Genomic DNA, 12,729 nt, shown 5'->3' with positions numbered 1-12,729 from the left:
GCCGGGCGGCGTCGCCGCCCGGCCGGAACGTCTACTGACCGGGCCGGATGCCGGCGGCGTAGGAGAGGACGCCGACCACCACGGCGACGATGCCGCCGATCCAGGCGACCTTCGCCAGCGTGTCCGGCTGGCCCTGCTCCCGGAACTTGCCCTGCGCAATCAGTCCGAGGACGATCGCGGCCGGGGAACAGCAGAACCAGCAGACGATGCCGATGATCGACAGCACCTTCGGTGTGTTGTTCTGCGGAGCGGCGCCGGGCTGGCCGTAGCCGTAAGCTCCCGGCTGCTGACCATAGGCACCTGGCTGCTGTCCGTACGGGCCAGGCTGCTGAGCGCCGTACCCGGGCGGCTGCTGCCCGTACTGGCCTGGCTGACCCGGCTGACCCGGGTACCCGCCCGGCTGCTGACCATAGCCAGGCTGCTGACCGTACCCAGGCTGCTGACCGTAGCCCGGTTCCTGCCCCGGCTGCTGTCCCGGCTGTTGGCCGTACCCCGGTTGCTGACCGTAGCCGCCGGACTGGCCAGGTGTGCCCTGCGGGCCGTCCTGGTCGTTCTGGTCGTCGCCGGGTGGTGGCGTAGGTGTGCTCACCGCGGTTCCCTTCGCAGAAGGTTGAGGAATCAGCGCAGACTATCTTTTTCACAGGTTCGCGGTCTTGCTCCCACTCCGGTTGCCGGACCCTCCGCGTGTCAAGGGCTCCACAACGCCCACGGCCGCCGCGAACCTTCGCGGCGGCCGTGACTGCTGTCCGGGCCGATCAGCCGAAGCGGCCGGTGATGTAGTCCTCGGTCGCCTTCTCCGACGGGTTGGAGAAGATCTGCTTGGTCGGCGCCATCTCGATCAGCCGGCCGGGCTTGCCGGTCGCGGCCAGGTTGAAGAACGCGGTCTGGTCCGAGACCCGCGCCGCCTGCTGCATGTTGTGCGTGACGATGACGACGGTGAACTTGTCCTTGAGCTTCTCGATCAGGTCCTCGATCGCCAGCGTCGAGATCGGGTCCAGCGCCGAGCACGGCTCGTCCATCAGGATGACCTCGGGCTCGACCGCGATCGCCCGGGCGATGCAGAGCCGCTGCTGCTGACCACCGGACAGTCCCGCGCCGGGCTTGTCCAGCCGGTCCTTGACCTCGGTCCACAGGTTGGCGCCCTTGAGCGACTGCTCGACGACCTCCGCCAGCTTCTTGCGGTCCTTGACCCCGTTCAGCTTCAGCCCGGACGCGACGTTGTCGAAGATCGACATCGTCGGGAACGGGTTCGGCCGCTGGAACACCATGCCGACGACCCGCCGGACCGCGACCGGGTCGATGCCGGAGGCGTACAGGTCCTGCTGGTCCAGCAGCACCTTGCCCTCGACCCGGGCGCCGGGGATCACCTCGTGCATCCGGTTCAGGGTGCGCAGGAACGTGGACTTGCCGCAGCCGGACGGGCCGATGAACGCCGTGACCGAGCGGGGCTCGACCGTCATCGACACGTCCTCCACGGCCTTGAAATCGCCGTAGTAGACGTTGAGGCCGCTGACCTCGATGCGCTTCGCCATATCGACTCAGAACCTCTCGTGACTATTTCGACTTGATGGTGCTGAACCGGGCGATCAGCCGGGCCAGCAGGTTGAGGGCCAGGATCAGCAGGATCAGCGTGAGTGCCGCCGCCCAGACCCGGTCCGCGGCCGGCTCCAGCGCCAGCTCGGTCCGGTCCTGGTTGATCATCGTCGGCAACGCGCCCATGAACCCGTCGAACGGGTTCAGGTTGATGTTCTTGGAGTAGCCGACGAGGATCAGCAGCGGCGCGGTCTCACCCATCACCCGGGCCAGACCGAGCATCACACCGGTGACGATGCCGCCGAACGCGGTGGGTACGACGACCTTCAGGATCGTCTTCCACTTCGGTACGCCGAGCGCGTACGACGCTTCCCGTAGCTCGTCCGGGACCAGTTTGAGCATCTCCTCGGTGGACCGCAGTACGACCGGGAGCATCAGCAGCACCAGCGACAGGGACACCGCGAAACCCACGCGGTTGAAGCCGAACACGGTGATCCAGACCGCGTAGACGAACAGCGCGGCGACGATCGACGGGACACCGGTGAGGATGTCGATCATGAAGCTGACGACCTTGGCGGCCCGGGTGCCCTTGCCGTACTCGACCAGGTAGATCGCGCCGAGGATGGCGATCGGGACCGCGATCAAGGCGGTGATCAGGCCCATGATCAGGGTGCCCATGATCGCGTGGTAGGCGCCGCCGCCTTCGCGCCGGACGGTGATCCCGCGCTGCGACTCGCCCCACCAGCCGGCGTCGAACAGCAGGTTGTAGCCCTTGCTGATGACGGTCCACAGGATCCACAACAGCGGGATCAGGGCGAGCACGAAGGCGAGGGTGATCAGCACCGTGGCGAGCGTGTTCCTGAACGCCCGGGCGCCCGACTTCCCGGTCAGGTCGAGCGTCTGCCCGTCGTACGCCGGTTTGTTCGCTGCAAGCGTGGTCACGCCACGGCTCCTTCCTTGGCAGCGGCCCCACCCGCGCTGCGGTTGCGGCGTGGCCGCTTACCGCCCGGGGCGCTGCGGTCGACGATGATCCGGGCCGCGGAGTTGACCAGGAACGTCACCACGAACAGGACCAGGCCGGCCGCGATGTACGCGCCGGTCTTCTCCGGCGAGTCGAACTCGGCGGCGTTGTTGGCGATCTTCGACGCGAACGTCTCACCGCCGGCGAAGATCGACGGGTTCCACGGGTCGTTGCCGTTCGGCACCGACAGGATGATCAGCACCGCGACGGTCTCACCGAGCGCGCGGCCGAGGCCGAGCATCGAGGCGCTGACCACACCGGAGCGCCCGTACGGCAGCACTGCCATCCGGATCATCTCCCACTTGGTCGCGCCCAGCGCGAGCGCGCCCTCGCGGTGCGCGATCGGCGTCTGCTGGAAGATCTCGCGGCTGATCGCGGTGACGACCGGCAGGATCATGATCGCCAGCACGACCGAAGCGGTGAACACCACGCCGACGTTGTCGCCCAGTGGCTTCTCGAACACCGGGATCCAGCCGAGCGCACCGTCCAGGCCGTCGATCACCGGCCGCAGGATCGGGGCGAAGAACAGGATGCCCCACAGGCCGTAGATGATCGACGGTACGGTGGCCAGCAGGTCGACCGCGTGCGCGACCGGGGCCGCCAGCCGTTTCGGGGCGTAGTACGTGACGAACAGCGCGACGCCGATCGCGATCGGGACCGCGATCAGCATCGCGATGATCGAGCTGATCACCGTGGTGTAGAAGAGCGCCGCGATACCGAACCGGGGCTCCGCGCCGCCGGGCTCCCAGATCCGGGAGAACAGGAAGCTGCTCCGGTCGTCGGCGAGCGCCGGGATCGCCAGCGCCAGCAGGAAGACGCCGACGAACGCGACGATCAGCACCACCAGGCCGCCGGAGCCGCGGGCGAGCCCGCCGAACAGCCGGTCGCCGAGATGGCCGACCGGACCGAGGTCGAGTTTCCGGTCGGGTTCGGGCGCGGCCGTAGCGCCGGGCTCGACGCCGGACTCGGTCATCACCTCGGTGGACGCCGCCTCGTGCTCGGCGTGTTCGGCGGCCAGGCCGCCGAACGTCGGGGTCGGGCCGGCGTCGGAATGGACGAGATCCTCGATCTTCGGATCTTCCTGCCCGGTGGCCGTGCCGTCCGGCCGGTCGGGCGGGGCCGTGCCGTCTGGACTACTCATCTGATGGTGCTCCCAGCGCCTGAGTCGTGATGGTCACGTCTGGTTCTCACGAGGCGAAGCCCCGGCCGCCTCCGATGACTCGGACCGGCCGGGGCTCGCATCAGTACTGCGTCTCGATCAGCTGATCGCCTGGATAGCGGCCTCGACCTTGGTCTGGGTCTCGGCCGGGAGCGGCGCGTAGTTCAGCTCGGTCAGCGACGCCTGGCCGTCCTTGCTCGCGAAGTAGCTCAGGAAGCTCTTCACCAGCGCGGTCTTCTCGGCCGGGAGACCCTTGGTGCAGGCGATCTCGTAGGTGACCAGGATGATCGGGTAGGCACCCGCCTCCTTGGTCGCGTAGTCCAGCTTCAGGGCCAGGTCGGACCCGGTGCCGGCCGGCTTCGCGGCGGCCAGGGCCTTACCGGCGGACTCGGCGGTCAGCTCGACCGCACCCGAGCCGTTGTCGATCTGGGCGACACCGAGCTTGTTGTCGACGGCGTACGACCACTCGACGTAGGTGATCGAGTTCTTGGTGCTCTTGACGCCCTCGGCGACGCCGGCCGACTTCTCCTTGCCGGAGCCCGTGCCGGTCCACTTCTTGGCCGGCTCGCCGGCCCACGCACCGCCACCGGCGGCCTTCAGGTACTTGGTGAAGTTCTCGGTGGTGCCGGACTCGTCGGAGCGGAAGAACACCGAGATCGGGGCCGACGGCAGCGTGACGCCCGCGTTCAGCTTCGCGATCGCCGGGTCGTTCCAGGTCTTGACCGTGCCCTGGAAGATCTTCGCGACGGTCGCGCCGTCGAGGACCAGCTTGTCGACGCCGTCGAGGTTGTAGGCGACCGCGACCGGGCCGATGACCATCGGCAGGTTGATCGCCGGGTTGTTGGCGCAGCGCTTCGTGGCCGCGGTCTGCTCGTCCGGCTTCAGGGCCGAGTCGGAGCCGGCGAAGTCGACCTGGCTCGCGTTGAACTGCTTGATGCCCGCGCCGGAACCGGTCGGGTTGTAGTTCACCGTGACGTCGGCGCAGTTCTCGTTGTACTTGCTGATGACTTCCTCGATGGCGTTCTTCTGCGCCGAGGAACCCTCAGCGTTCAGCGTGCCCTTCGGGCACTCGGCGCCGGCAGACGACGAGGCGTCGGGGCTCGACGAACCGGACGGCTCGGGGTCACTGCCACAGGCGCTCAGGGCGAGGACGCCGAGGGATGCCACGGCGACGGAGCCGACGCGGAACAGGCGATTGACGGACACGAGAATGTTGCCCTTCTGCGGGAATCAGACTTCTGAACTTCCACAGACGGTAGGGAGACCAGGTGACCGACCGGTCCGTCGCCGGTGAACGAGCGGTGAACGGTTTCGGTAGCGTGTGCGACGTCTGGCGTGCCGAGAGGCGGCCAATAGGTGAACTGAGTTAAGAGCCGTCACTCTCCGTCGATGTAAACGGGTGTTGGCTCACGTTTCGGTAACGCTCAGCGCACCATCCGTGTGAACGATCGATGTTTCGCCGTCAGCTGGAGAAGTCCTCCGGGGCGACGCTGTCGAGGAATTCGCGGAAGCGCTCCAGTTCGGCCTGCTCTTCCTCGGGCGTGGCGATGCCGGCCTCCCGAAGGACCTCTTCGGTGCAGCGGATCGGCGTACCCAGGCGGACCGCGAGCGCCACCGAGTCGCTCGGTCTGGCCGAGACCCGGGCGCCGTTGGCCAGGACCAGCTCGGCGTAGAAGACGGCGTCGCGCAGCTCGACGATCTCGACGGCCTCGATGTGTACGCCGAACGCCTGGACCAGGTCGCGCATCAGGTCGTGGGTGAGTGGCCGCGACGGCCGCAGCCCCTGCTCCTCGTACGCGATCGCGGTCGCCTCGACCGAGCCGATCGAGATCGGCAGGTAGCGGTAGCCCTCGGTCTCCCGCAGCATCATCACCGGGGCCCGGTTGGGTGATTCCATCCGGATCCCGATCAGTGTCAGTTCTCGCATCATCGTCATGGTGCGCCCCGAACCTCTCCTCAGACCGGCGCCCGGTGGGGAGCCGGCTCCTCGGGTAGGAACATACCCGTCCCCTCCAGTGTCACCCGGCTGCCCCATCGGCTGTGCCTCGATCGTCACCGAGCCGTGTCGCGGCCCTCCTAGGGCGCATTGAAACGCTCATGGATCAGACGGCCGTCGGCGAGGCGGTGCGCGACCAGGAACGCGCCGGTGGAGAACTTCTCCGCCTTCAGCCCGAGCTCCCGCGCCAGCGCGGGCAGGACCGGGCGGTGCGAGCAGACGACCGTCACCTTGCCCGGCCGCCACACCCGGTCCGCCAGACCGCTCAGCCCTTCGGGTGTGGCGTCGTACCCACGCTCGGAGATCTCCGGCCACAGGTGGATGTGGCGGTCGATCGCGGCGGCGTACGGCGTGACGGTCGCCACACACCGCTCCGCGTCGCTGCTGATGATCCTGTTCACGCCGAGGGCCGACAGTACGCCGGTCAGCCGCTCCGCAACCGCCGTACCGCTGCTGCTGAGCGGGCGGAGCGTGTCCTTGCCGTCCCAGTCCTTGCGCTTCAGGGCCTCCGCGTGCCGCAGGACGATCACTGTCGAGTCGACCGGCACCGCAGTGTCCAGTGCGTCCAGGATGTCCACGTCACGCGGGTAGCTGAGCTTGCCGCGGGCCTTCTCCACCGAGACCCAGCTGATCTGGTCCACTTCGTCGTTCGGCTCGAAATCGCCGTCGTCGACCGGTACGGCGGACCAGTAGTGCACGAGCTTCTGCGCAGTACTGCCGTTCTTGCGGATCTGGTACCGCTGCACACCGAGCGGTGGACCGAAGACGACCTGCTGTCCGGTCTCCTCCTCGATCTCCCGCCGCGCACCGAGCAGCACGTGCTCGTGGGCGGCCAGCTTGCCTTTCGGGAGGGACCAGTCGTCGTACCGGGGGCGGTGCACGAGCAGCACCTGTCGGGTGTCGCCGCGTTCCCGCCAGACGACACCACCCGCGGCGATGACCGTCGCCGGGCTGTTCATACCTTCACCCTAGGACGCGGCTAACTCATTCCGTCGGACGCCCGGCGGCGGCCACGGGTCGCGATCAGTCGCTCCTGCAGATCCCGCAGCGGCTGACCGTCCGGACCGCTCAGCCGGGGTTGCCAGCTGTCGTCTTCCTGCAGCCACCAGGAGCCTGTGCCCTCGTCCATCGCCAGGTCGAACAGGTCGCTGAGCTCGGTGACGTGGTCCTGCTGCTTCAGCTGCACCAGCACCTCCACCCGGCGGTCCAGATTGCGGTGCATCAGGTCGGCGGAGCCGATCCACACCTCCGGCTCACCGCCGTTCTCGAACAGGAACACGCGGCTGTGCTCTAGGAAGCGGCCCAAGATGCTGCGGACCTGGATGTTCTCCGACAGACCAGGTACGCCGGGACGGATCGTGCAGATGCCGCGGATCCAGAGGTCCACCGGTACGCCGGCCTGCGACGCCCGGTACAGCGCGTCGCACAGGGCCTCGTCGACCAGGCTGTTCACCTTGATCCGGATGCGTGCGGGGCGACCCGCCAGGTGGTGCTGGACCTCGCGGTCGATCCGCTCGACGAGCCCCCGCCGTACCGACTGGGGAGCGACCAGGATCCGCCGGTAGCCGGCGCTGCGACCGAAACCGGACAGGTGGTTGAACAGCAGCGCTACGTCCTCGGTGACCACCTTGTCGCTGGTGAGCAGCCCCAGGTCCTCGTAGAGCCTGGCTGTCTTCGGGTGGTAGTTGCCGGTCCCGATGTGCGCGTAGCGGCGCAGCCCGTCCGGCTCGTCGCGGACGACCAGCGACAGCTTGGAGTGCGTCTTCAGACCGATCACGCCGTACACGACATGGCAGCCGGCGTGCTCGAGCTGACGGGCCCACTTGATGTTCGCCTGCTCGTCGAAGCGCGCCTGGATCTCGACCAGCACCAGCACCTGCTTGCCTGCCTCCGCGGCGTCGATGAGTGCATCGACGATGGGGGAGTCACCACTGGTCCGGTACAGCGTCTGCTTGATCGCCAGCACGTGCGGGTCCGCGGCTGCCTGCTCGATGAAGCGCTGCACGCTGGTGGAGAAGGAGTCGTACGGGTGGTGCACGAGCACGTCGCGCTGCTTGAGCGCGTGGAACATGTCCGCCGGGTTGGAGGTCTCCACCTCGGCCAGGTGCGGATGCGTCGACGGGACGAACGCGGGGTACTTCAGCTCGGCCCTGTCCAGGCCGGCGATGGTGAACAGACCACGCAGGTCCAGCGGGCCGGGAAGCTCGAACACCTCCGCCTGGGTGACGCCCAGCTCCGACAGCAGCAGCGCCTTCACCTGCGGGTCGATCGACTCCTCCACCTCGAGCCGGACCGGCGGACCGAACCGGCGACGCAGCAGCTCCTTCTCCAGCGCGGCCAGCAGGTTCTCCGCGTCGTCCTCCTCGACCTCGAGGTCCTCGTTGCGGGTCACCCGGAACGTGTGGTGCTGGATCACCTCCATGCCCGGGAACAGCTGGCCGAGGTGCGTGGCGATGACGTCCTCGAGCGGCACGAACCGGCCCTCGGCGACCTTCACGAACCGCGGCAGCAGCGGCGGCACCTTCACGCGGGCGAAGTGCTCGCCGCCGGTGTCCGGGTTACGGACAACGACCGCGAGATTCAGGCTCAGGCCGGAGATGTACGGGAACGGGTGCGACGGGTCGACCGCCAGCGGGGTCAGCACCGGGAAGACCCGCTCCCGGAAGAACCGGGTCATGTCCTCGCGCTCGTCGTGCTCCAGCTCGTCCCAGCGCAGGATGTCGATGCCCTGCTCGGTCAGCGCCGGCTGCACCGACTTCCGCCAGGTCTCCGCGTGCCGGTCCATCAGCTCGCGGCTGCGCGCCAGGCTGCGGTCCAGGACCTCACGGGGGAGGAGGCCGCTGGCCGCCTTCACCGCGACCCCCGCCGCGATACGGCGCTTCAGACCGGCGATCCGGACCATGTAGAACTCGTCCAGGTTGCTGGCGAAGATGGCGAGGAACTTGGCCCGCTCTAGCAGCGGGATCCGGTCGTCCTCGGCGAGCTCCAGGACTCTCTGGTTGAACGCCAGCCAGCTCAGCTCCCGGTCCGAGAACCGGCCCTCCGGAAGGTCGCCGGCCGCACTGATGTCGTACGGCGGCTCCACGTCGTACTCCCGGTTGTGGGATGCCAGCAAGTCTCCAGCCACGTTGACCAGGATCCCACCCTTTCGTGAACAACGGGTAACCGTTCCGCGGGTTGCCTGTGTGACGTTTTCGTCGCCTGCGACGCCGTTCCGCACGACCTGGTTGCTAGCGTCACTCCTTGTGAGCCCACGACTGGATGCGGTACTGCGTGACACGATCACCGCCGCGCAAGCGAATGCCCTCGTCCCGCTGTACAAGCTGCCGGCAGCGGTACGCCGACGGCTGGCCGGCGCACCGATCCAGATCGACGGCAACACCCTCGACCCCGACGTGCAACTGCTCCTGCGCATCGAGAACCTGTTGCCCCGCACAACCAAGACCGACGCCGCCACGGCCCGCGCCCGCTTCCGCAACCTCTGCAAGCTCATCCCCGGCACACCCGCCGAAGTACAGAGAGTCACCGACCTGACCGTCCGGGGCGCCGCCGGTCAGCTAGGGGCCCGCCTCTATGTCCCGGCCGGCGCGGGTCGTGGCCTGTTGGTGTTCTTCCACGGGGGAGGCTGGGTGGTCGGGGATCTCGACACCCACGACGCGCTCTGCCGGGCGATCGCCGTCGACGCCGGCCTGCGGGTCCTCTCCGTCGACTACCGCCTCGCCCCCGAGGCGCCCGCGCCGACAGGCGCCGAGGACGCCATCGCCGCGTTCACCTGGGCCGTCGACCACGCCGAGGACCTAGGCGTCGACCCAGCCCTGGTCGCAGTGGGAGGCGACAGTGCGGGCGGCAACCTGGCCGCGGTCGTAGCCCAGCAAACCGTCCGCCGAGATCTCCCGCAGCCGGCCCTCCAGGTCCTCCTCTACCCGTCCCTGGACCTGGTCGCCCGCCGCCCCAGCCGAGACCTCTTCTCCGACGGCTTCATCCTCACCGAGGAAGACATCATCTGGTACCGCGACCACTACACCCCCGACTCCACCCTCCGCCCCGACCCGATCGTCTCCCCGCTTCGCGCCGAAGACCTGACGGGCCTCCCACCCACCTACCTCTCCACCGCCGGCTTCGACCCCCTCCGCGACGAAGGCCTCGAATACGCCGAAGCCCTAACCGCCGCCGGCAACCCCCTGACCCACGCCCACCACCCCTCCCTACCCCACGGCCACGCCAACCTCCGAACCGTCCCCGGCAAGGTCCAAGAAGCCCACGCCCACCTCGCTGATCACCTTCGCGCAGCCCTTCATTAGCGGCGCAGCAGTTGATCAGCGCCCGGGGTCGACGAGGACCGGAACGGCTTCGCGGACCTGGAGTGGCGTGGCCGGCCCGGTGATGGGGACGGTGCCGTCGATGTACTGCCAGCCCGTGTCGGCGACGTTGAAGCGGGCTGCGTAGTTGGTGGTCAGGGTGAGGCTGACGCCGCCGCGCTTCATGTACTTGTGCGAGATCTCTTTCGACGGGTACGGCTTACCGGGGGTGCTCGTGGTGACTGCCGGGCTCCCGTCGCCGAAGCTCCACGTGTAACTGATCGGGGTTGCTTCAACCACGACAGGGAATCCCAGCAACGTCACGGTCGTCGTCGACACCTTGCTGTCGTCGGTGTAGACGATGGTGTCCAGATTCACCAAGGTCCGTCCCTTGGGCTGCACCTTCACCGACAACCCCGGAAAAATCACATTCTTCGTCTCCGACCGCACCAACTCCCAGCTAACATCCCGCGGCCGCGGCCGAACCACCTCCGGCGGAATCGTCCGGAACTCCACCCGCCGCTCATCCACCCCAAGAGGCTGACACCGAGTAGGCCCCGGCACCGTCCCATCAGACTGCACCCGACCGCAGACACCGATGTTGAGCTTCAGGTCGCCTCGATCCGAGATCTCGGTGGTCAGTGAGTCCTTCGAGGTGCTGGGTGTGGACGGCTTGTTGGTCCCCGAATCGTACTGCTCGGGCTTCGGCTTGGTCCTCTTCGGGGGCCTGCCCGCGGTCAGGCGCGTGGTGACGGAATCGGTCGAGTCGACTGTGAGGCCGTCCTTGTTCTTCCGCTGCCGCACCGGGGGCGGACTTGCTCCCGATGGGTTCGTGACTTCCGCCTGGGGAGCCATTGGCGGATCGGCGACACCCCAAGCAGTCCCGGGGAGGGAGGCCGAGCTCAGGAGGAGACCTGCCACGATCCCGATCGTGCGCCTCATTGCTTGGTCTGCTTCATCTCGTACATCACCCAATTCCCACCTTGGGTGGACAGCGCGAACTCGCGGGTGTACTTAGCTGGTTTGCTGACGAGCGGCGTATCGGCCTTCGTCTCCTTGCTGGTGTATGCACCGACGGTCAGAGTGGCCGATCCGCCGGCGAACCCGGGTTTCCCCCGCGTCAACTCCTGCACGTCGGTGATGTGCTCGTGATAGTCACCGACGAGCAAACCGTTCGCCGCGTTCGACTTCTCGATGAAGTCGGCGTACGTCTTGCAGTTCTCGCATCCCGAGTCGCTCGCTTGCCGCAGTGCGCCCGTGTCGCCGGTATCGGCCGCATAGTTCATGAGGTCGCTGTAATACCGGACGAACTGTTCTGCCGCGGTGAGCGTGGCGCCCTTGGCGGTGGTCGGTCGATCGGGCGGCGCTGTGGGGATCGCCGATGTCGACCCCGGCGTGGACGTGCTGCCGGAACTGGGAGTCGTGCCGGCAGATGGAGTGGATCCGGTGCGGGTATCCGACGACGGTGGGGCCGTGTTTGGACGCCCCGCCTCGGGGCTGCCGGGGCCGCAGGCGGTTAGGGCGGCGGTGGTTAGGCAGGCCAGAAGGGTGAGTGTTGGCCTGTTGCGGTGTGTCACTTTTGTCAGCCCTCCGTAGTCGTCACGATCGTAACGGGGGGTGGGCTTGGGGCTCTATGTCAAAAGGTGCAGGTGTGGATAAGGGCCAGGAGCCGCCCGGCTGGGGGGTTAGAGGCTCGGACGGCTCCTGGTGGTGGTGGGACGGAGTCGGGTGGGGGTTATGACGCGAAACCGGGTGCGGAGTCGTGTGATGCCGGTCACGGGGTGTGAGGGGCGTACTGGACGTCCAGGGCTGCGGTGGTGAAGCCAAGGTTGGTGTAGAGGGCTCTTGCGGCGGTGTTGGTGCCGTCTACGTAGAGCACGATCTCGTCCAGGTTGCGCGTGGTCTGGAGGTGGTGGAGGCCTTGCAGGGTTAGGGCCTTGCCTAGGCCGAGGCCTTGGTATGCGGGGGAGACGCCGACCACGTAGACCTCTCCTACGCCCTCCTCGACCTTCGTCCAGTGGAAGCCGGCTACGGCTCCTGTGGTGGTGTCGACGGCCAGGAAGAAGCCCTCGGGGTCGAACCACGGCTGCTGGAGTCGTTCGGCCAGGTCTGCGGCGGTCCAGCTGCCCTGTTCGGGGTGGTCGGCGAACGCGGCGGCGTTGACCGCCAGCCAGGCGTCGTTGTCCTGCCCGGGCACGAACGTGCGTACCTCGATGCCGTCCGGCCACACGGGTTCTGGCAGTTCGGCCCTGGTACGGCGGAGGAAGTACAGCTCCCGCGCCACTTCCAGGTTGAGGCGCTGTGCGAGCTCGTCGGTGCCGGGGAGGCGGCCGTGCGCCCAGACGCGGGTACGGCGGCCGCCGTGGTCGAGCAGCATGCGCAGCAGCGCCGTACCGAAGCCCTGGCGGCGGAAATCGGGGGCGACGAAGAGTTCGGCCGACCCGTCGGGCGACAGGGCGCCGTACCCGACGAGGTTGCGGGCGCTCTGCAGGCCGGTGACCTCGATGGTGCCCGGATCGCCTTCGTAGGCGAGGACGTGGACGTCGTCGGGGTGTTCGCCGTCGAGGTGCAGGAGGGTGCGCTCGGAGAGCGGGTTGACGCCGTCGCTGTCTGCTGCGGCGCGGGCGAGTTCCGTGACGGCGGCGGCAGTGGCCGAGGGCAACGGTGAGGGAACGGCTTCGAGGGTCACCTGAATACCGTAAAAGGTCCGGTCGAGTTCATG

Annotated in this window: 12 protein-coding genes; 1 reads left to right on the top strand and 11 read right to left on the bottom strand. The window is 67.9% G+C overall.

Annotated elements, in window-relative coordinates; all coding sequences use genetic code 11:
- Nucleotides 1-31: 31 nt before the first annotated feature.
- From BJY22_RS40920 to BJY22_RS01090, 8 genes are all read right to left on the bottom strand, one after another.
- Nucleotides 32-589 (bottom strand): DUF4190 domain-containing protein, encoded by a 558-nt coding sequence (locus BJY22_RS40920; RefSeq protein WP_202890941.1) that lies wholly within the window; start codon nt 587-589, stop codon nt 32-34.
- Nucleotides 590-755: 166 nt separating this feature from the next.
- Nucleotides 756-1,532 carry a phosphate ABC transporter ATP-binding protein PstB gene (gene pstB / locus BJY22_RS01120; protein ID WP_167203320.1) on the bottom strand — a complete coding sequence of 259 codons (777 nt, stop codon included), beginning with the start codon at nt 1,530-1,532 and terminating at the stop codon, nt 756-758.
- Between the two features lie 22 nt (nt 1,533-1,554).
- The gene (pstA, locus tag BJY22_RS01115) at nt 1,555-2,475 is read right to left on the bottom strand and encodes a phosphate ABC transporter permease PstA (protein ID WP_167203319.1); all 921 of its coding nucleotides are present in this window, start codon (nt 2,473-2,475) and stop codon (nt 1,555-1,557) included.
- Nucleotides 2,472-3,527: a phosphate ABC transporter permease subunit PstC gene (gene pstC, locus BJY22_RS01110; RefSeq protein WP_167217727.1), complete on the bottom strand. Its 1,056-nt coding sequence runs from the start codon at nt 3,525-3,527 to the stop codon at nt 2,472-2,474. Before pstC ends, pstA begins: the two co-directional genes overlap by 4 nt.
- A gap of 285 nt (nt 3,528-3,812) precedes the next feature.
- Nucleotides 3,813-4,919 (bottom strand): phosphate ABC transporter substrate-binding protein PstS, encoded by a 1,107-nt coding sequence (pstS, locus tag BJY22_RS01105; protein WP_167203318.1) that lies wholly within the window; start codon nt 4,917-4,919, stop codon nt 3,813-3,815.
- Between the two features lie 256 nt (nt 4,920-5,175).
- The gene (locus BJY22_RS01100; RefSeq protein WP_272954806.1) at nt 5,176-5,649 is read right to left on the bottom strand and encodes a bifunctional nuclease family protein; all 474 of its coding nucleotides are present in this window, start codon (nt 5,647-5,649) and stop codon (nt 5,176-5,178) included.
- A 140-nt stretch (nt 5,650-5,789) separates the two neighbouring features.
- The gene (locus BJY22_RS01095) at nt 5,790-6,668 is read right to left on the bottom strand and encodes an NUDIX hydrolase (protein ID WP_167203316.1); all 879 of its coding nucleotides are present in this window, start codon (nt 6,666-6,668) and stop codon (nt 5,790-5,792) included.
- Between the two features lie 20 nt (nt 6,669-6,688).
- Nucleotides 6,689-8,794 (bottom strand): RNA degradosome polyphosphate kinase, encoded by a 2,106-nt coding sequence (locus BJY22_RS01090; RefSeq protein ID WP_337759825.1) that lies wholly within the window; start codon nt 8,792-8,794, stop codon nt 6,689-6,691.
- 160 nt (nt 8,795-8,954) lie between these two features.
- Here BJY22_RS01090 and BJY22_RS01085 point away from each other — a divergent pair, with 160 nt between their 5' ends.
- Nucleotides 8,955-10,010, top strand: coding sequence for an alpha/beta hydrolase fold domain-containing protein (locus BJY22_RS01085; protein WP_167203315.1), 1,056 nt, complete (start codon nt 8,955-8,957; stop codon nt 10,008-10,010).
- Between the two features lie 15 nt (nt 10,011-10,025).
- Here BJY22_RS01085 and BJY22_RS01080 read toward each other — a convergent pair whose 3' ends face one another.
- The 3 genes from BJY22_RS01080 to mshD all read right to left on the bottom strand — a co-directional run bounded on the left by BJY22_RS01080 (nt 10,026) and on the right by mshD (nt 12,696).
- On the bottom strand, nt 10,026-10,538 hold the full coding sequence (locus BJY22_RS01080) for a PKD domain-containing protein (RefSeq protein ID WP_167203314.1): 513 nt from the start codon (nt 10,536-10,538) through the stop codon (nt 10,026-10,028).
- A gap of 407 nt (nt 10,539-10,945) precedes the next feature.
- Complete coding sequence (locus tag BJY22_RS41355) at nt 10,946-11,584, bottom strand: DUF6318 family protein (RefSeq protein WP_337757943.1); 639 nt, start codon at nt 11,582-11,584, stop codon at nt 10,946-10,948.
- 197 nt (nt 11,585-11,781) lie between these two features.
- Nucleotides 11,782-12,696: a mycothiol synthase gene (mshD, locus tag BJY22_RS01070; protein ID WP_167203312.1), complete on the bottom strand. Its 915-nt coding sequence runs from the start codon at nt 12,694-12,696 to the stop codon at nt 11,782-11,784.
- Between the last annotated feature and the right edge of the window lie 33 nt (nt 12,697-12,729).

The organism is Kribbella shirazensis (assembly GCF_011761605.1).
Taxonomy (GTDB): Bacteria; Actinomycetota; Actinomycetes; order Propionibacteriales; family Kribbellaceae; genus Kribbella; species Kribbella shirazensis.
This window is presented reverse-complemented; position numbering and strand designations above follow the sequence as displayed.

Coding starts and splice junctions, on each gene's coding strand:
- BJY22_RS01095 (WP_167203316.1), bottom strand. CDS start 6,668: ATGAACAGCCCGGCGACGGTCATCGCCGCGGGTGGTGTCGTCTGGCGG.
- pstB (WP_167203320.1), bottom strand. CDS start 1,532: ATGGCGAAGCGCATCGAGGTCAGCGGCCTCAACGTCTACTACGGCGAT.
- BJY22_RS01100 (WP_272954806.1), bottom strand. CDS start 5,649: ATGACGATGATGCGAGAACTGACACTGATCGGGATCCGGATGGAATCA.
- pstC (WP_167217727.1), bottom strand. CDS start 3,527: ATGACCGAGTCCGGCGTCGAGCCCGGCGCTACGGCCGCGCCCGAACCC.